General features: G+C 64.7%; 15 protein-coding genes. 14 read left to right on the forward strand and 1 reads right to left on the reverse strand.

Translation table 11 applies throughout. The annotated features are described in order from the left end of the window. Positions 1 to 12: 12 nt before the first annotated feature. The 5 genes from AB9K34_RS19340 to murD all read left to right on the forward strand — a co-directional run bounded on the left by AB9K34_RS19340 (position 13) and on the right by murD (position 6168). Positions 13 to 1506 carry a UDP-N-acetylmuramoyl-L-alanyl-D-glutamate--2,6-diaminopimelate ligase gene (locus AB9K34_RS19340; RefSeq protein WP_369956091.1) on the forward strand — a complete coding sequence of 498 codons (1494 nt, stop codon included), beginning with the start codon at positions 13 to 15 and terminating at the stop codon, positions 1504 to 1506. Continuing rightward, entirely contained in the window at positions 1503 to 2927 is a 1425-nt protein-coding gene (murF, locus tag AB9K34_RS19345) for a UDP-N-acetylmuramoyl-tripeptide--D-alanyl-D-alanine ligase (RefSeq protein WP_369956093.1), read from the forward strand. Before AB9K34_RS19340 ends, murF begins: the two co-directional genes overlap by 4 nt. An 11-nt stretch (positions 2928 to 2938) precedes the next feature. Then, on the forward strand, positions 2939 to 4021 hold the full coding sequence (mraY, locus tag AB9K34_RS19350) for a phospho-N-acetylmuramoyl-pentapeptide-transferase (RefSeq protein WP_369956094.1): 1083 nt from the start codon (positions 2939 to 2941) through the stop codon (positions 4019 to 4021). A gap of 120 nt (positions 4022 to 4141) precedes the next feature. After that, positions 4142 to 4750, forward strand: coding sequence for a DedA family protein (locus AB9K34_RS19355; RefSeq protein WP_369956095.1), 609 nt, complete (start codon positions 4142 to 4144; stop codon positions 4748 to 4750). Then, entirely contained in the window at positions 4747 to 6168 is a 1422-nt protein-coding gene (gene murD, locus AB9K34_RS19360; RefSeq protein WP_369956097.1) for a UDP-N-acetylmuramoyl-L-alanine--D-glutamate ligase, read from the forward strand. Before AB9K34_RS19355 ends, murD begins: the two co-directional genes overlap by 4 nt. Before the next feature lie 142 nt (positions 6169 to 6310). Here murD and AB9K34_RS19365 read toward each other — a convergent pair whose 3' ends face one another. After that, entirely contained in the window at positions 6311 to 7492 is a 1182-nt protein-coding gene (locus AB9K34_RS19365) for an NAD(P)/FAD-dependent oxidoreductase (RefSeq protein WP_369956098.1), read from the reverse strand. 128 nt (positions 7493 to 7620) lie between these two features. Between AB9K34_RS19365 and ftsW the strand changes: the two genes are divergently transcribed. The 9 genes from ftsW to ftsZ all read left to right on the forward strand — a co-directional run bounded on the left by ftsW (position 7621) and on the right by ftsZ (position 17669). Beyond that, positions 7621 to 8787: a putative lipid II flippase FtsW gene (ftsW, locus tag AB9K34_RS19370; RefSeq protein ID WP_369956100.1), complete on the forward strand. Its 1167-nt coding sequence runs from the start codon at positions 7621 to 7623 to the stop codon at positions 8785 to 8787. Next, a complete protein-coding gene (locus AB9K34_RS19375) occupies positions 8784 to 9878 on the forward strand; it encodes a UDP-N-acetylglucosamine--N-acetylmuramyl-(pentapeptide) pyrophosphoryl-undecaprenol N-acetylglucosamine transferase (RefSeq protein ID WP_369956101.1) in 1095 nt (364 codons plus the stop codon). Before ftsW ends, AB9K34_RS19375 begins: the two co-directional genes overlap by 4 nt. Before the next feature lie 25 nt (positions 9879 to 9903). Beyond that, on the forward strand, positions 9904 to 11301 hold the full coding sequence (murC, locus tag AB9K34_RS19380; protein WP_369956103.1) for a UDP-N-acetylmuramate--L-alanine ligase: 1398 nt from the start codon (positions 9904 to 9906) through the stop codon (positions 11299 to 11301). Between the two features lie 150 nt (positions 11302 to 11451). Further along, positions 11452 to 11715 (forward strand): DUF2484 family protein, encoded by a 264-nt coding sequence (locus AB9K34_RS19385; RefSeq protein WP_369956105.1) that lies wholly within the window; start codon positions 11452 to 11454, stop codon positions 11713 to 11715. Beyond that, on the forward strand, positions 11708 to 12640 hold the full coding sequence (gene murB / locus AB9K34_RS19390) for a UDP-N-acetylmuramate dehydrogenase (RefSeq protein ID WP_369956107.1): 933 nt from the start codon (positions 11708 to 11710) through the stop codon (positions 12638 to 12640). The genes AB9K34_RS19385 and murB overlap by 8 nt, the downstream gene beginning before the upstream one ends. 102 nt (positions 12641 to 12742) lie before the next feature. Next, entirely contained in the window at positions 12743 to 13663 is a 921-nt protein-coding gene (locus tag AB9K34_RS19395; RefSeq protein ID WP_369956108.1) for a D-alanine--D-alanine ligase, read from the forward strand. Continuing rightward, a complete protein-coding gene (locus AB9K34_RS19400; protein ID WP_369956109.1) occupies positions 13651 to 14523 on the forward strand; it encodes a cell division protein FtsQ/DivIB in 873 nt (290 codons plus the stop codon). The genes AB9K34_RS19395 and AB9K34_RS19400 overlap by 13 nt, the downstream gene beginning before the upstream one ends. A 3-nt stretch (positions 14524 to 14526) precedes the next feature. Further along, the gene (ftsA, locus tag AB9K34_RS19405; protein WP_369956110.1) at positions 14527 to 15861 is read left to right on the forward strand and encodes a cell division protein FtsA; all 1335 of its coding nucleotides are present in this window, start codon (positions 14527 to 14529) and stop codon (positions 15859 to 15861) included. A gap of 173 nt (positions 15862 to 16034) precedes the next feature. Continuing rightward, positions 16035 to 17669: a cell division protein FtsZ gene (ftsZ, locus tag AB9K34_RS19410; protein WP_369956111.1), complete on the forward strand. Its 1635-nt coding sequence runs from the start codon at positions 16035 to 16037 to the stop codon at positions 17667 to 17669. The last annotated feature ends 93 nt before the right edge of the window (positions 17670 to 17762 follow it).

Below are 17762 nucleotides of genomic sequence, written 5' to 3' on the forward strand. Positions count from 1 at the left end.
GGAGCCGGGCACATGAGCACAGCCGAAACACCGCCGGTCAAATCACTCAGCCAGCTGGCGCTGACGGCGCGCGGCGGGCGGGATCCGCAGATCACCGGTCTTGCCGTCGACAGCCGCGAAGTCAGGGACGGTTTCCTGTTCGCCGCCCTGCCGGGAAGCCGCGTGCATGGCGGCGAGTTCATCAAATATGCGCTGCGCATGGGCGCGGCGGCGATCCTCACCGACGCGGAGGGGGCGGCGCTGGCCGAGATCGAATTGGCGGCGTCCGATGCTGCGCTGATCGTCGCCGATGATCCGCGCCAGACGCTTGCCTTTACGGCGGCGCTCTGGTTCGCTGCGCAGCCCAAGACCGTCGTCGCGGTCACGGGTACGAATGGAAAGACATCGGTTGCGACATTCGTGCGGCAAATCTGGACCGAACTCGGGCATGCGGCGATCAATCTCGGCACCACCGGGGTCGAAGGCGCGTGGACCGCGCCGCTTGCCCATACCACGCCCGAACCGATTACCTTGCACCGCACCCTGGCCGCTGCGGCCGCTCACGACATCACCCATGCCGCGATGGAAGCGTCGAGCCACGGGCTTGAGCAGCGCCGCCTTGACGGTGTGCACCTGACGGCGGCGGCATTCACGAATTTCACCCAGGATCATCTGGATTATCACGATACGTTCGAGGCCTATTTTGCGGCCAAGGCCGGCTTGTTCCGCCGCGTACTGCCCGCCGAGGGCACGGCGGTCATCAACCTCGACGATGACCGGGGTCCGGAAATGCGTGCGATTGCCGCCGCCAAGGGGCAGCAGATCGTGACCACTGGCCGGGGCCTGGGCGACATAAATCTGTTGTCTCAGCGCTTTGATTCCACCGGTCAGGACATCCGGTTTTCCTTTCGGGACAAGCCGCACCAGGTGCGGCTGAACCTGATTGGCGGGTTTCAGGCGCAGAACGTGCTTCTGGCCTGCGGGCTTGCGATTGCCTGTGGCGATGCGCCGGGGGATGTGTTCGACACCTTGCCACGGCTGAGCACGGTACGGGGACGGATGCAACTGGCGGCGACCCGATCGAACGGGGCCGCGGTGTTCGTTGATTACGCGCATACCCCGGATGCGGTGGCGACCGCGCTTGCCGCCCTGCGGCCGCATGTGCTCGGTCGCTTGATCGCCATTGTCGGCGCGGGCGGCGATCGCGATGCGACCAAGCGCCCGCTGATGGGCCGCGCGGCGGCGGAGAATGCGGATCTCGTGATCGTGACCGACGACAATCCGCGCAGCGAGGACCCGGCCCTGATCCGCAAGGCGGTGCTTGAGGGCGCGCCGGATGCGACCGAGGTGGGCGACCGCGCCGAGGCAATCCTGCGCGGGATTGACGAACTGGGTGCGGGCGACGCCCTGTTGATTGCGGGCAAGGGGCACGAGACTGGGCAGATCGTGGGGGATGACGTGCTGCCGTTCGACGATGTGGAACAGGCCAGTGTCGCGGTGGCGGCGCTGGATGGGGGGCTGGCATGACGCTCTGGACCGCCGGCGAAGCCGCTGCCGCCACAGGCGGGCAGGCGCAAGGGGATTGGGCAGCCACCGGCGTTTCGATCGATACCCGCAGCCTGCAGCCCGGCGATCTCTTTGTCGCGCTCAGGGCCGCGCGGGACGGACATGACTTTGTGGCGCAGGCGCTGGACAAGGGGGCCTCAGCCGCGCTGGTCACGCATGTGCCCGATGGCGTCGCGGCAGATGCACCGCTGCTTGTCGTCGAGGATGTGCAGCAGGCGCTGGAAGGGCTGGGCCGCGCGGCGCGTGCCCGCACCCGGGCGCGCGTGGTCGCGGTGACCGGCAGCGTCGGCAAGACCTCGACCAAGGAGATGCTGGCCCGGATGCTGGGCGATCAGGGGCGTACACATGCCAGCGTGGCAAGCTACAACAACCATTGGGGCGTGCCCCTGACACTGGCGCGGATGCCGCGCGATACCGAATTTGCGGTGATCGAGATCGGCATGAACCACCCGGGCGAGATCGAACCGCTCGCCCGCATGGCCCGTCCGCATGTGGCGATGATCACCACGGTGGCCGCCGTGCATCTTGAGGCATTTGCAGACGTGGCCGAAATTGCCGCCGAGAAAGCGGCGATCCTCGACGGGCTGGAACCCGGAGGCACGGCCATCCTGAATGCCGATATCGACACCGCCGATCTGCTGCGCGCCAAGGCGGACGCGGTCGGGGCCGAGCGTATCGATTTCGGCACTCGTGCGACCCGATACCGCTTGCTCGACGTTGCGGTGAACGGCGACAGGACAATCGCCAGGGCCACGGTGCAGGGCGAGCCGCTGCTGTTCAAGATCGCCACGGCCGGGCGGCATTTTGCCATGAACGGGCTGGGCGCGCTGGCCGCGACCACTGCGCTTGGTGCGGATGCGGCACTTGCGGTGCTCAGCCTCGGGCGCTGGAGCCCCTATCAGGGGCGCGGTGTGCGCGAGATCATCCGCATGGACCCGGTCGAAACCGATCACGACCTGACGCTGCTGGACGACGCCTATAACGCCAACCCGACATCGGTGGCGGCCGCGCTTGAGGTGTTGGCCGCGACGGAAACCGGGCGGGGCCGACGCATCGCCATTCTCGGCGATATGAAGGAACTGGGTCCGCAGGCGCCCGCGATGCATGCGGCGCTGGCGGAACTGCCTGCAATGGCGCGGATCGACACGGTGCATTGTGTCGGACCGCTGATGGCAAGCCTGCACGCGGCGCTGCCCCCTGCCAAACGCGGACGCCGTGAAGAGACCGGGGCGGCCATGCTCTCCGTGCTGCGCAAGCTGGTGCATGGCGGCGACGTAGTTCTGGTCAAGGGATCGCTCAGCATGAAGCTGAGCGAGATCGTTGACGCGATCCGCAAAATGGGTCATGGCGAGCCGGACTTCGCGACACAAGATAATGAGTAGGGGGCGTTAAGATGCTCTATTGGTTGACGGCGCTTTCCGATGGCGGGGATTTTTTCAATCTTTTCAGGTACATCACCTTTCGTGCCGGCGGCGCGTTCCTCACCGCGCTGATCTTTGGGTTCCTGTTTGGCAAGCCCCTGATCGCGGTGCTGCGCAGACGGCAGGGCAAGGGTCAGCCGATCCGCGATGACGGTCCCGAAGGCCACTTCGTCAAGGCCGGAACGCCCACGATGGGCGGATTGCTGATTGTCGGAGCCCTGATCACCGCCACCCTGCTGTGGGCGCGGCTGGACAATCCGTTTGTCTGGCTGGTGCTGTTCGTGACCACCAGCTTTGCGGCGATCGGGTTTGCCGACGACTATGCCAAGGTCAGCAAACAGAACACCTCGGGCGTGCCGGGCAAATTGCGTCTGCTGCTGGGAATCCTGATCGCGGTGATCGCGTCATGCTGGGCGGCGCAGTACCATCCCGCGAACCTGCAGGGGCAACTGGCATTGCCCGTTTTCAAGGACACCCTGATCAACCTTGGCTGGTTCTACGTGCCGTTCGGGGTCATCGTGATCGTCGGTGCCGCCAATGCGGTGAACCTGACCGACGGGCTGGACGGTCTGGCGATCATGCCGGTGATGATCGCCGCCTCGACGCTGGGTGTGATCGCCTATGCGGTCGGGCGGGTCGATTTTACCGAATATCTCGATGTCCACTATGTGCCCGGAACCGGCGAGATCCTGATCTTCAGCTCTGCGCTCTTCGGTGGCGGGCTCGGGTTCCTGTGGTACAATGCGCCGCCGGCGGCGGTTTTCATGGGGGATACCGGCTCGCTCGCCCTTGGCGGTGCGCTTGGGGCAATTGCGGTCGCGACCAAGCACGAACTGGTGCTGGCGATTGTCGGGGGGCTGTTCGTGGTCGAGGCGCTCAGCGTGATCATCCAGGTGCTGTATTTCAAGAAAACCGGCAAGCGCGTCTTCCTGATGGCACCCATCCACCACCACTATGAAAAGAAGGGATGGGCAGAGCCAACCATCGTCATCCGGTTCTGGATCATCTCGCTGATCCTTGCCATGATCGGCCTCGCGACGCTGAAGGTGCGCTAGACCGCTCCGGTTCCTGTCTGCGCCGGCGTCTCGTGGCGGAATGCAATGCGCGCCGTGCAACGGGGGAGAGCGTGGTGACAGATGTTGGCAGTTTCACGATGACGCGGGCGGCGCGTCGGCGTGCGGATCCCAGGAAAGACCGGGACGGATCGCGTGTCGCTTGAGGCGTTCGTTCAGGCCGTCGGCTTGCCGGGGATCGTCGCGGGTACGGTGATCGAGGGCGGCGCCGTGGCCTTTCTAGGGGGTGTACTGGCGCATCGCGGGCTTTTGCCTTTTTCTGGCGTCGTGCTCGCCGCCGCGTTTGGCGGATGGTTGATCGACAATGCCATGTTCCTGCTCGGGCGGCATGCCGGGCACCGTGCCTTTGTGCAGAAACAGCTGGCGCGTGGGCCGGTTCCCGCGCTGCGCACACGGATCGAGCGCCATCCCGTTGCGGCGATACTGGGCTTTCGGTTCGTGTTCGGGATGAAGACGGTCGGCGCGATCATGATCGGAATGACGCCGGTTCCCTGGGTGCGTTTCGCGGTGCTGGACATGCTGGCGACGTTGCTCTGGGCGCTTACGATGTGCGGTCTGGGCTTTGGGGTCGGGAGTTCCATAAGATCCGTCTTCGGACATGTGCAATTGCACTTGCACCTTGGGCTCGCTGCGGCGATTTTCCTGATCGGGCTGCTGGCGATGGTGTCGGGGCTGCGGTGGTGGAAAAAGCACGGGAGTAGGCCGGGATGATCCCAGTCACGGGTATGGCCGATCGGCAGGTCGCGGTTCTGGGTCTTGGTCGGTCCGGGCTGAGCGCGGCGCGTGCGATCCGGGCGGGCGGGGCGATCGCGATCTGCTGGGATGACAATCCGGCGGCGCGTGCAACGGCCGAGGCCGAGGGTTTCACCTGTCGCGACCTGTCGCGCAACGATGCGTTCGAGGATATTGCCACGCTGATCGTCAGCCCTGGCATTCCGCATCTCTATCCCGCGCCGAACCCGGTGGTTGCCGCCGCGTTGCGAGCGGGCGTGCCGGTGGACAATGATATAGGCCTTTTCTTTCGCTCTTTCGCGACGCCCGAATGGGACAGGTTCGACAGCCCGCCGCGTGTTGTGGCCGTCACCGGATCAAACGGGAAATCGACCACGGCGGCGCTCATCCATCATATCCTGACCGAGAGCGGACGCGTGTCGCAGCTTGCCGGGAATATCGGTCGCGGCGTTCTGGATATCGATTCGCCGGGGGATGGCGAGGTGGTGGTGCTCGAACTGAGCAGTTATCAGACCGATCTCGCGCGGGCGCTGACGCCGGACATCGCGGTCTTTACCAACCTGTCGCCGGATCACCTGGATCGGCATGCCGGGCTTGGCGGGTACTTTGCCGCCAAGCGCAGGCTGTTCGCGGAAGGTGGGCCGGATCGCGCCGTGGTGGGTGTTGACGAACCCGAGGGCGCCTATCTCGCCGGGCAATTGTCCGAGGGGCCTGCGGATGACCGGGTGATCCGGGTGTCGGTGACGCGCAAGCCGACCGGCCCGGGCTGGCAGGTCGCCGCGCGCAAGGGATTCCTGTCGGAGTTTCGCAAGGGGCGGCAGGCGGGATCCATCGACCTGCGCGGGATCGCGGGCCTGCCGGGGGCGCATAACCATCAGAATGCCTGTGCGGCCTATGCCGCCTGTCGCGCCGTGGGATTGGCACCGCGGGTGATCGAACGGGCATTGCAGAGCTATCCGGGCCTGCCGCATCGCAGTCAGATCATCGCCGAGGCGGATGGCGTGACCTATGTGAATGACAGCAAGGCGACCAATGTGGACAGCGCGGCCAAGGCGCTCAGTGCCTTTGCGCGTATTCGCTGGATCTGCGGCGGCCTGGAGAAGGAAGGCGGACTGGCCGGTGTGAACGCGGCGAGCGGCGCGGTGGTCAAGGCCTATGTGATCGGGCGCGAAGCGGCGAATTTCGCGATGCAACTGGATGTGGAGACCGAAATTTGCACCACGATGGCGGAAGCGGTGGCGCGCGCCATGGCGGAGGCAGAGGCGGGCGACACGGTACTGCTCGCGCCGGCGGCGGCGAGTTTCGATCAATATGACAATTTCGAGCGGCGCGGTGAGGATTTCACCACCCAGGTGCGCCAGCGGCTGGCGGGCGGGAGCGTGTCGCAAGAAACCTGACGGTTGCTGGACGCGGGAACTCGACGCATCGGCCGAGCAGGGTGCTTCAAGGTCCATCGCGAAGCTTTCCGGGGGCGCTGCCCCCGCCGCCCGCCGGGCGGCTCCCCCGGAGTATTTTTACAAAGATGAAGGGGCGGGATGGTCAGCGGCTTGCGGCGATGGCGGTGCCGGCGGCGTGGCCCGAGGACCAGGCCCACTGGAAGTTGTATCCGCCGAGCCAGCCGGTCACGTCCACGGCTTCGCCGATGGCGTAGAGACCCGGAACGGTTCGGGCCTGCATCGTTTTCGAGGACAGCGCGGCGGTATCGATGCCGCCCAGGGTGACTTCGGCGGTGCGGTAGCCTTCGCTGCCGGCGGGGGTCAGCCGCCAGTTGGCGAGGGCGGCAACCAGGGTATCGAGCGCCTTGTCCGATTGATCGGCGAGGCGTTCGGACAGGTTCAGGCGGCTGGACAGGTGTTGTACCAGCCGTGCGGGGATATGGCGTGACAGTTCCGTGCCGAGTTGTCGGCGGCCTTCGCTCTGACGCTGGCGCCGCAAGATGTCGAGAAGCGGGAGATCGGGGACGAGGTTCACGATGATGTCTTCGCCCTCGCGCCAGTAGGAGGAAAGTTGCAGAATGGCGGGGCCTGAGAGGCCGCGATGGGTGAAGAGCAGTGCCTCGTCAAAGCTGGTGCGATGGTTGGACAGGCGGGCCGGCAGGGAGACCCCAGAGAGATCGGAGAACCGGCCGTCCGGAAAGGTCAACGGTACGAGGGCGGGGCGGGTTTCGGTGACCGGTAGGTCGAATTGCGCGGCGATGTCATAGGCCAGACCGGTGGCTCCCATCTTCGGGATCGACCTGCCGCCGGTGGCGAGTACGAGGGTCTTGCAGTCGATGTCGTGCCGGGTGCCTTCGCGATCAAGCCCCACCGCGAAGCCGGTTTCCGTCTTGCGCAGCTGCCTGAGCGTGGTCTGCAACCAGAGCGTTGTACCGGATCGTTCGATTTCGGTGAGCAGCATGGCGATGATCTGCCTGGCCGATCCGTCGCAGAACAATTGGCCCAGCGTCTTTTCATGCCACGCGATGTGGTGTCGTTGCACGAGATCGAGAAAATCCCACTGGGTATAGCGCGCGAGGGCGGATTTTGCGAAATGCGGGTTTTCCGACAGAAAGTTCTCCGGCCCCGCATGAAGATTGGTGAAGTTGCAGCGCCCGCCGCCGGAAATGCGGATTTTTTCGCCCGGTGCGCGGGCGTGGTCGACGAGCAACACGTTGGGGCCGGCATGGGCCGCGCACATCAGACCGGCGGCACCGGCCCCGAGGATCACGGTATCAAATTCCATACCCGCCGGTTGGCGCGGATTGCCGCCAAAGGCAAGAGGAAGAGACTGGCCTGATGCCTGTTTTTGCTGTAGCCTCGCGACACAGACCCCGCAAAGGGGCGTGATGAGGCAGAAAACGGCGGTAATCCATGACCGAGATGGTGTATGGCGCGGTCCCCGAGCGGGCCGGTGATCCTATTCTTCCAAAATGGTGGCGGACCATCGACAAGTGGTCGATGTCCTGTGTCCTTATCCTGTTCGTGATCGGGTTGTTGCTGGGGCTTGCGGCCTCGCCGCCGCTTGCGGCGCGCAACGGGTTCGAACCGTTCCACTATGTCAGCCGGCAGGCGGTGTTCGGCGGCCTTGCGCTGATCGCGATGCTGCTGACCTCGATGATGTCGCCGACGGTTGTGCGGCGGCTGGCGGTGCTGGGTTTTCTTGCGGCCTTTGTCGGGCTGGCGTTTCTGCCGCTTCTGGGGACCGATTTCGGCAAGGGCGCGGTGCGCTGGTACAGCCTCGGCTTTGCCAGTGTGCAACCCTCTGAATTTCTCAAGCCCGGCTTTATCGTGGTCGGTGCGTGGATGCTTGCCGCGAGTCAGGAGATCAACGGTCCACCGGGTACGGCCTGGTCCTTTACACTGTGCGTCGCGATCGTCCTGATGCTGGCGTTGCAGCCGGATTTCGGGCAGGCCTGTCTGGTGCTGTTCGGCTGGGGCGTCATGTATTTCGTGGCCGGTGCGCCGATGATCCTGCTGGTCGGTATGGCGGGGCTGGTCATATTGGGCGGCACGCTTGCCTATTCCAATTCCGAACATTTCGCCCGGCGCATCGACGGCTTTCTGAACCCGGATGTCGATCCGACGACACAGCTCGGTTACGCCACCAACGCGATCCGTGAAGGCGGATTGTTCGGCGTCGGCGTGGGTGAGGGCCAGGTGAAATGGTCGCTGCCCGATGCCCATACGGATTTCATCGTGGCCGTGGCTGCCGAGGAATACGGGCTGGTGCTCGTGCTGATCATAATCGCGCTTTATGCAAGCATCGTCGTGCGCTCGCTGCTGCGGTTGATGCGCGAGCGGGATCCCTTCATCCGGCTGGCGGGAACCGGGCTGGCCTGCATCTTTGGCGTGCAGGCGATGATCAACATGGGGGTCGCGGTGCGGTTGCTTCCGGCCAAGGGGATGACCCTGCCGTTTGTGAGCTACGGTGGCTCGTCGCTGATCGCCGGGGGAATCGCGGTCGGCATGTTGCTGGCGTTTACCCGCACCCGCCCACAGGGCGAGTTTGCCGATCTCTTGCGGGGGCGCGGCAGATGAGCCGTCCGCTCCTGATGATGGCGGCGGGCGGCACCGGCGGGCACATGTTTCCGGCGCAGGCGCTGGCCGAGGCGATGTTGCAGCGGGGCTGGCGGGTCAAGCTGTCGACCGATGCGCGGGGCGCGCGCTATACCGGTGGCTTTCCGCACTCGACCGAGATCACCGAGGTGAATAGCGCGACATTCGCGCGCGGGGGATTTGCCGCCAAGGCGATGGTCGCGCCGCGGATCGCGTCGGGCGTCGCGGGCGCGATGTTGCAGATGCGCCGTGATCGCCCCGACGTTGTGGTGGGATTTGGCGGCTATCCGTCGATTCCGGCGCTCGGGGCGGCGCTGTTGCTCAGGTTGCCGCGGATGATCCACGAGCAGAACGGTGTTCTGGGGCGGGTCAACCAGGTGTTTTCGACCCGTGTGGCCTGTGTCGGCTGCGGTGTCTGGCCGACCGAACTGCCCGAAGGGGCCAATGGCATACATGTGGGCAACCCGGTGCGGGCGGCGGTGCTCAACCGGGCGGGGGCGTCCTATATTCCGCCGGGTGACTATCCCATGTCGCTGCTGGTGATGGGGGGCAGTCAGGGCGCGCGCATTCTCTCGGATGTGGTGCCGGATGCGATCGTTGCCCTGCCAGATCCGATCCGCAGGCATCTGCGGGTCAGCCATCAGGCGCGCCCCGAGGATATCGACCGGGTCGCGGCGCGCTATGCGGCCAATGGCATTGACGCCGATGTGCAGCCCTTTTTTCAGGATGTTCCGCGCCGGATGAGCGAAGCCCAGCTGGTGATAAGCCGCGCCGGGGCGTCGTCGATTGCCGATCTCACGGTGATTGGACGGCCTTCGATCCTGATCCCGTTTGCGGCGGCGGCAGGGGATCACCAGACCGCGAATGCGCGCGGGCTGGTCGAGGCGGGGGCCGCGATCATGATCCCCGAGCGCGCGCTTGCGGTGCAGAGCCTGGCCGAACAGATGACGGCGATTCTGGAAAACCCGCGGGCGGCGACACAGATGACGCAGGCGGCACTGGGCGCGGGTGCGCCGGACGCGACAGAGCGTCTTGTTGCGCTGGTCAGCGAATTGGCACAAAGGACAGAGTGAACTCATGATGGATGGAAGCCCGGTTATGAATGCAGCCACCAAACTCCCCCTCGATGTCGGGCCGATCCACTTTGTCGGCATCGGCGGCATCGGCATGTCGGGTATCGCCGAGGTCTTGCTGAATCACGGGTACCGGGTGCAGGGATCGGATCTCAAGGCGTCCAGGATCACCGACCGGCTGGCACAGCTCGGGGCCGAGGTCAGCATCGGGCAACGGGCCGAGAATCTCGGCGCGGCCGAGGTGGTGGTCATCTCATCCGCGATCAAGCGGGGCAATGCCGAACTGGACGAGGCGCGCAAGCGCGGTCTGCCGGTGGTGCGCCGCGCCGAGATGCTGGCCGAACTGATGCGGCTGAAATCCAATGTCGCCGTCGCCGGGACTCACGGCAAGACCACGACCACCACGATGATGGCCGAACTGATGGTCGCCGGGCATTTCGACCCGACGGTGATCAATGGCGGTATCATCCATGCCTATGGCTCGAACGCGCGGATGGGACAGGGCGAATGGATGGTGGTCGAGGCCGATGAAAGCGACGGCACCTTCAACCGCCTGCCCGCGACCATCGCCATCGTGACAAACATCGACCCCGAACACATGGAACATTGGGGCGACTTCGAAAAGCTGCGCGACGGGTTCAACGAATTCGTGTCCAACATTCCGTTCTACGGCGTCGCGGTGTGCTGTACCGATCACCCGGAGGTTCAGGCGCTGGTTGGTCGGATTACCGACCGCCGCGTGGTGACATACGGGTTCAACACCCAGGCCGATGTGCGCGCGGTAAACCTGAGCTACAAGGCCGGTGTCGCCCATTTCGACATCCAGCTTCAGGGCGAGGACAAGGTGATCGAGGGCTGCACGTTGCCGATGCCGGGCGATCACAACGTGTCCAACGCGCTTGCCGCCGTTGCGGTTGCCCGTCACCTGGGAATGAAGACCGATGAAATCCGGGCCGCCCTCGCCGCGTTTGGCGGCGTCAACCGCCGCTTTACCAAGGTCGATGAAGTGGATGGGGTGACCATCATTGACGATTACGGCCATCACCCGGTCGAAATCGCCGCGGTCCTGAAGGCTGCGCGTCAGGCCACCGAAGGACGCGTCATCGCGGTGCATCAGCCGCACCGTTACAGCCGCCTGCGTGATCTGTTCGAGGATTTCTGCGGCTGCTTCAACGATGCGGATGTCGTTGCGATCGCCGAGGTTTTCGCCGCTGGCGAAGAGCCGGTCGAGGGGGCGAGCCGGGATGATCTCGTTGCGGGGCTGATCCGGCACGGACACCGGCATGCGCGGGCGCTGATGGATGAACCGGATCTTGAACGGTTGGTCCGCGAGCAGGCACGTCCCGGAGACATGGTTGTCTGCCTCGGTGCGGGCACCATCAGCGCATGGGCCAATAACCTGCCGGATCGTCTGCGCGGGTGACGTTTCGGAAAGTGACTGCATTTGTATCGTATTTCGGGCCATGCGGGATTGCACTTTGCAATTGCAGGCGGCAATAGCGTGCCCATGTTTTACCGGGCATGCCATGTATATCGTGGGGAGCCCGACGGTGAGGCGATTGAGGACTGGAAAATGCCACTGTCCCTGACGCTCGCGGCACTCTGGGCGCTGGTTGCAAATGTGCTGGCATTATTGCCGAGTCGCGACAACCACTGGCGGCGGGCTTACGCGCTGATCGCTGCCGGTATTCCGATCCTGGGTCTTGTCACCTATGAGAATGGCCCCTGGGCCGGACTGATCGCGCTGGTGGCGGGGATGTCCGTGCTGCGCTGGCCGGTGATCTGCGTGATCCGCTGGGTCCGGTGGAAATCGTTTGGGATGCGTGATCATGGTTGACCTTACCACTGCACCGATACGCGGGCGGCTGACGGCGGACCGGCCGCTGGCCGATTTGACATGGCTGCGCGTCGGCGGGCCTGCGGACTGGCTGTTTCAGCCGGCCGATGCCGAGGATCTGTCTGCGTTTCTGGCATGGCTCGACCCGAATGTGACCGTGTTCCCGATGGGGGTCGGCTCGAACCTGATCGTTCGCGACGGGGGGATTCGCGCGGTGGTGATCCGGCTTGGTCGCGGGTTCAACGGCATCGGGATCAGGGGCGATCTGGTGACCGCCGGTGCTGCGGCGCTGGATGCCCATGTGGCACGCAAGGCGGCGGATGCGGGGCTCGACCTGACCTTTCTGCGGACCATCCCCGGCAGCATCGGAGGCGCGGTGCGGATGAATGCCGGATGCTATGGCAGCTATGTCGCCGATCATCTGGTGTCGGCGCGCGTGGTGCTGCGCGACGGCACGATCGCGACCCTGACACCGGATCACCTGAATCCGCGCTATCGGCAAACCGATCTGCCCGAAGGCGCGGTTCTGATCGATGCGACGTTGCGGGCCGGGGCCGGGGATTCCGCCGAACTGCATGCCCGTATGGCGGCGCAGCTGCGCAAACGCGATGAAACCCAACCGACCAGGGACCGCAGCGCCGGATCGACTTTTCGCAACCCCGCCGGATTCTCCAGCACCGGGCGGGCCGATGACGTGCATGACCTGAAGGCCTGGAAAGTGATCGACGACGCCGGAATGCGCGGCGCGCGGCGTGGCGGCGCGCAGATGAGCGAGAAGCACTCGAATTTCCTGATCAATGCGGGCGGGGCCAGTGCCGCCGACCTTGAAGGACTGGGCGAAGAGGTGCGAAAAAAGGTTTACGATTCCAGCGGGATCACGCTAGAGTGGGAAATCATGCGGGTCGGTGAACCCGTAGCGAGCTGAAGACCCCGAACATATCCGGACAGGCAAGAACACGGGTGTGAAATAATCGGGTAAATTGAAAAACACCGGCCGCCAAAGGCACGGGAAATCGAGGCGCTAGTCGTGGGTCAGTCGAGCAGGACACCCCGGACAGTTGCGGTATTGATGGGCGGACCCTCTGCCGAGCGCGAGGTGTCGTTGTCCACCGGGCGCGAATGCGCAACCGCTCTGCGGGACGAAGGATTTGAAGTAACCGAACTCGATGCGGGCGCGGACCTGTGCGAGCGTCTGCGCGCCTTGTCGCCCGATGTCGTTTTCAATGCCCTGCATGGGCGGTGGGGCGAAGATGGCTGTGTGCAGGGTCTGCTGGAGTGGCTGGGGCAACCCTATACGCATTCCGGCGTTCTGGCCTCGGCACTGGCGATGGACAAGCAGCGCAGCAAGGAATATTTCCGCGCCGCCGGGTTGCCCGTTGTCGAAAGCCTGATCTGCGATCGCGACGAAGCGCGAGCGCGCCATGTGATGGCGACGCCCTACGTGGTCAAACCCAACAACGAAGGGTCTTCGGTCGGCGTCTATCTGGTACATGAAGAGTCCAATGGCCCGCCGCAGCTCTCCGACGATATGCCGGCCGAGGTGATGGTCGAAACATTCGTGCCGGGGCGCGAGCTGACGGCGACGGTGATGGGGGATCGGGCGCTGACCGTGACCGACATTCTCACCGATGGCTGGTATGATTATGACGCCAAGTACAAGCCCGGTGGATCGCGGCATGTTGTGCCCGCCGACATTCCGTCCGAGATTTTCGATCTGTGCATGGATTACGCGTTGCGCGCGCACGCGGCGCTTGGCTGCAAGGGAATCAGTCGCACCGATTTCAGATGGGACGAAGCGCGCGGTGCGCAGGGTCTGTTCCTGCTGGAGACCAACACGCAGCCAGGCATGACCCCGACATCGCTCAGCCCCGAACAGGCCGAGGTGACGGGGATCGGGTTCGGCGCGCTGTGCCGCTGGCTGGTCGAGGACGCATCATGCAACCGGTAGCGCCGACACCGCGCGATCCCGCGCCATCGCGCATGCGCTACCGCATGCAGCGCTGGATGCTGACGCCAGGCATCCGGACCGCGTTGCGCATCGGGGTTCCTCTGGTCATCGTGGTCGGGACCGCGGGCGGCTACCTGGCCGATCAGACGCGTCGTGACGGGCTGATGCAAAAGTTCAGCGAGTTGCGCACCAGCATCGAGGAACGCCCGGAATTCATGGTCGGGCTGATGGCCATCGACGGCGCTTCGCCGAGCCTGTCGGACGACATCCGGGAAGCCGTGCCGCTGGATTTCCCGGTCAGTTCCTTCGATCTCGACCTCGAACAGATCCGCACCGAAATTGCCGGACTCGATCCGGTCAGGAATGCCAGCGTCCGCATTCGCCCCGGCGGGGTGCTCCAGGTCGATGTGATCGCGCGCACGCCGGCGATTATCTGGCGGACCCGCAACGGCGTCGAACTGCTGGACCGGACAGGCGCGCATATCGACATGATCGGCAGCCGCCTTGAGTATCCCGATCTTGCCGTGATCGCGGGCGAGGGCGCGGATCAGGTGGTGCCAGAGGCGCTGGCGCTGATCCAGGCCGCGGAACCGTTGGGCGATCGTCTTCGCGGGCTGGTGCGGGTTGGCGAGCGCCGCTGGGACGTGGTGCTCGACCGCGATCAGCGCATCCTGTTGCCCCCCGATCGCCCGGTGCGGGCGCTTGAACGGGTGATCGCGCTGAGCGAGGCGCAGGACATGCTCGAGCGCGACGTCGCCGTGGTCGATCTGCGGCTCGAGTCGCGGCCGACCCTGAGAATGACATCGGACGCCGTCGAGAACTGGTGGCGGATTCGGGAAATCAACGGAAGCGGGCAGTAACCAATGGCGGATTTCTATCACACACAGCGGGCGATGCGGCAAATGCGGCGACAGGCGCTGCAACGTGGCGTGATCGCCATTCTGGATGTCGGAAGCTCCAAGACAGCCTGCCTCGTACTGCGATTCGACGGGCCGGAGCAGTTGAGCGAGGACAATTCCATCGGCTCGCTGGCGGGGCAATCCGCGTTCCGCGTAATCGGGGCCGCGACAACGCGGGCGCGGGGGGTGCAGTTTGGTGAGATCACCGCGATGCAGGAAACCGAGCGGGCCATCCGCACGGCGGTGCAGGCGGCACAGAAGATGGCGGATATCCGGGTGGATCATGTCATCGCCTGTTTCTCGGGGGCGAGCCCGCGCAGCTATGGGCTCGATGCCCAGATCGAACTCGAGGGTCAGGTGGTGACCGAGGCCGAGGTCGCCCGCGTCCTCGCCGCCTGTGACGTGCCGGAATACGGTTCGGGGCGCGAGGTACTGCATGCGCAGCCCGTCAATTTCGCGCTGGATCACCGTTCGGGTCTGATCGATCCGCGTGGGCAGCTGGGGCAAGCGCTGTCGGTCGATATGCACATGCTGACGGTGGACGCCGACGCGGTGCAGAATCTCGTGCATTGCGTCAAGCGCTGTGATCTCGAGCTTGCCGGTATCGCCAGTTCGGCCTACGCCAGCGGCATCTCGGCGCTCGTCGAGGATGAACAGGAGCTTGGCGCGGCCTGTGTCGACATGGGGGGCGGATCGACCGGGGTTTCCATCTTCATGAAGAAACACATGATCTATGCCGACAGTGTCCGCATGGGGGGCGATCATGTCACCGCTGACATTTCCATGGGGCTTGGCATCCCGGCGAGCAATGCCGAGCGTATCAAGACCTTTTATGGCGGGGTTCACGCCACCGGAATGGATGATCGCGAACTGATCGAAATCGGCGGCGATACCGGCGATTACGAACATGATCGCCGCACCGTCAGTCGCGCCGAACTGATCGGCATCATGCGTCCGCGCGTCGAGGAAATTCTCGAAGAGGTCCGCGTGCGTCTGGACGCGGCCGGGTTCGAGCACCTGCCCAGTCAGCAGATCGTTCTGACGGGCGGCGGAAGCCAGATACCGGGGCTTGACGGGTTGGCCAGCCGCATTCTCGGCCAGCAGGTGCGGCTGGGGCGTCCGCTGCGTGTACATGGCCTGCCGCAGGCCGCCACCGGCCCCGGATTCGCCAGTGCGGTGGGGCTCGCCCTGTTCGCGGCGCACCCGCAGGACGAGTGGTGGGATTTCGAAATTCCCGTTGACCGCTATCCGGCAAGGTCGTTTCGGCGTGCCGTGAAGTGGTTCCGGGACAATTGGTGACCGCTAGATATTGCTCGACACGCGACATTGGGCGGAAACACGCGCGAAATGGTCCATATTTTGGGGTGTTTTTGCGTTTTTGTGGTGACGTCAGGCCCTATGGCAGCTAAGGTCGTGACAATTGGACGAAAAAATACCCGCGAACGTGGGTCGGCAGAACAGGCGGAACTCAAATGACATTGAATCTCTCGATGCCCGGACAGGACGATTTGAAACCACGGATCACCGTGTTTGGTGTTGGCGGGGCTGGCGGTAACGCCGTGAACAACATGATCGAAAAACAGCTCGACGGCGTCGAGTTCGTTGTGGCCAATACCGATGCGCAGGCGCTGCAGCAGAGCGCGTCGCAGAACCGGGTACAGCTCGGCGTCAAGGTCACCGAAGGTCTGGGTGCGGGCGCCCGACCCAGCGTCGGGGCCGCGGCCGCCGAGGAGAGCATCGAACAGATCGTCGATCATCTGGCCGGTGCGCATATGTGTTTCATCACTGCCGGCATGGGTGGCGGAACGGGAACCGGTGCCGCGCCGATCATTGCGCAGGCGGCACGCGAACTGGGTGTTCTGACGGTTGGCGTCGTTACCAAGCCGTTCCAGTTCGAAGGCGCCAAGCGGATGCGCCAGGCCGAAGATGGCGTCGACAGCCTGCAAAAGGTCGTCGATACCCTGATCATCATTCCCAACCAGAACCTGTTCCGGCTGGCAAACGAGAAAACCACATTCACCGAAGCTTTTTCGATGGCGGACGACGTTCTGTACCAGGGCGTCAAGGGCGTCACCGACCTGATGGTGCGTCCGGGTCTCATCAACCTCGACTTCGCGGATGTTCGCGCCGTCATGGACGAAATGGGCAAGGCCATGATGGGCACGGGCGAGGCCGAGGGCGAAGATCGCGCCATCCAGGCGGCGGAGAAGGCGATCGCCAACCCGCTGCTCGACGAAATCAGCCTGCGCGGTGCCAAGGGTGTTCTGATCAACATCACCGGCAGCCATGATCTGACTCTGTTCGAACTGGACGAAGCCGCCAACCGCATCCGCGAGGAAGTGGACCCCGAGGCGAACATCATCGTCGGTTCGACACTCGATACCGACATGGAAGGCGTGATGCGCGTCAGCGTCGTCGCCACCGGTATCGACGCGGTCGAAGTCAACACCGATGTGCCGGTTCCGCGCCGCTCGATGTCGGCCCCGCTGCGCACCAGTGTCAGCACCGAGCAAGAGCGGTCCGAACCGCAAAAGGAAGACGCGCCGGTTGCGGCGACCGCGCCCGAAGCGCCCCAGGAGCGCACGCTGTTTGAAACCGTCGAGCCGGCCGAGGCGGTGGTCGAGGACGAGCAGCAAGAGTTCTATCCCCCGGCGGCCGACGACCGCGAAGAGGAGGATGACGGCTTGCCGCCACCCGCCTACGAGCCCCGTGTCGCTGCGTTCGAGCCGCGCGCCGAGCAGGCAGAGGTCGAGAAATTCGTGGCGCCGCGCGCACCGGGCACCCCGTCGCCCGAGGCGTTGGCCCGCCTGCAACGTGCGGTCCAGAACGTGCCCAACTCGGCACAGCGCGGCACGGCCGCACAATCACGCCGGCCTGCGGCCGCGGCTCCGGTCGACGCAGGGGACAAGCCCCGGTTCAGCGTCAATTCGCTGATCAACCGGATGACGGGCCACGCGGCGGACACGCCTGCGGAGCGCGGAGCGCAGACCGTCCGTCAGCAACCGCCAATGCATCAACGTGACGTCGCGGAACCCTATCATGACGAGCCCGAGCACGAGCAGGATCGGATTGAAGTTCCGGCATTCCTGCGCAGGCAGGCCAACTGATCCTGTCACAATAGGCCGTAAAGAGACCGCCTCGGGGCGGTCTTTTTCGTTTTGAATTCAATAAGTTGCGTTTGGTGTGGCGGGGTTCTGCCG

It is taken from the genome of Sedimentitalea sp. XS_ASV28 (assembly GCF_041224545.1).
Classification (GTDB): Bacteria; Pseudomonadota; Alphaproteobacteria; order Rhodobacterales; family Rhodobacteraceae; genus Sedimentitalea.

Excerpts from the sequence above, each read along its gene's own strand:
- AB9K34_RS19340 (WP_369956091.1), top strand. The coding sequence starts at position 13 with ATGAGCACAGCCGAAACACCGCCGGTCAAATCACTCAGCCAGCTGGCG.
- murF (WP_369956093.1), top strand. The coding sequence starts at position 1,503 with ATGACGCTCTGGACCGCCGGCGAAGCCGCTGCCGCCACAGGCGGGCAG.
- mraY (WP_369956094.1), top strand. The coding sequence starts at position 2,939 with ATGCTCTATTGGTTGACGGCGCTTTCCGATGGCGGGGATTTTTTCAAT.
- murD (WP_369956097.1), top strand. The coding sequence starts at position 4,747 with ATGATCCCAGTCACGGGTATGGCCGATCGGCAGGTCGCGGTTCTGGGT.
- AB9K34_RS19365 (WP_369956098.1), bottom strand. The coding sequence starts at position 7,492 with ATGGAATTTGATACCGTGATCCTCGGGGCCGGTGCCGCCGGTCTGATG.
- ftsW (WP_369956100.1), top strand. The coding sequence starts at position 7,621 with ATGACCGAGATGGTGTATGGCGCGGTCCCCGAGCGGGCCGGTGATCCT.
- AB9K34_RS19375 (WP_369956101.1), top strand. The coding sequence starts at position 8,784 with ATGAGCCGTCCGCTCCTGATGATGGCGGCGGGCGGCACCGGCGGGCAC.
- murC (WP_369956103.1), top strand. The coding sequence starts at position 9,904 with ATGAATGCAGCCACCAAACTCCCCCTCGATGTCGGGCCGATCCACTTT.
- AB9K34_RS19385 (WP_369956105.1), top strand. The coding sequence starts at position 11,452 with ATGCCACTGTCCCTGACGCTCGCGGCACTCTGGGCGCTGGTTGCAAAT.
- murB (WP_369956107.1), top strand. The coding sequence starts at position 11,708 with ATGGTTGACCTTACCACTGCACCGATACGCGGGCGGCTGACGGCGGAC.
- AB9K34_RS19400 (WP_369956109.1), top strand. The coding sequence starts at position 13,651 with ATGCAACCGGTAGCGCCGACACCGCGCGATCCCGCGCCATCGCGCATG.
- ftsA (WP_369956110.1), top strand. The coding sequence starts at position 14,527 with ATGGCGGATTTCTATCACACACAGCGGGCGATGCGGCAAATGCGGCGA.
- ftsZ (WP_369956111.1), top strand. The coding sequence starts at position 16,035 with ATGACATTGAATCTCTCGATGCCCGGACAGGACGATTTGAAACCACGG.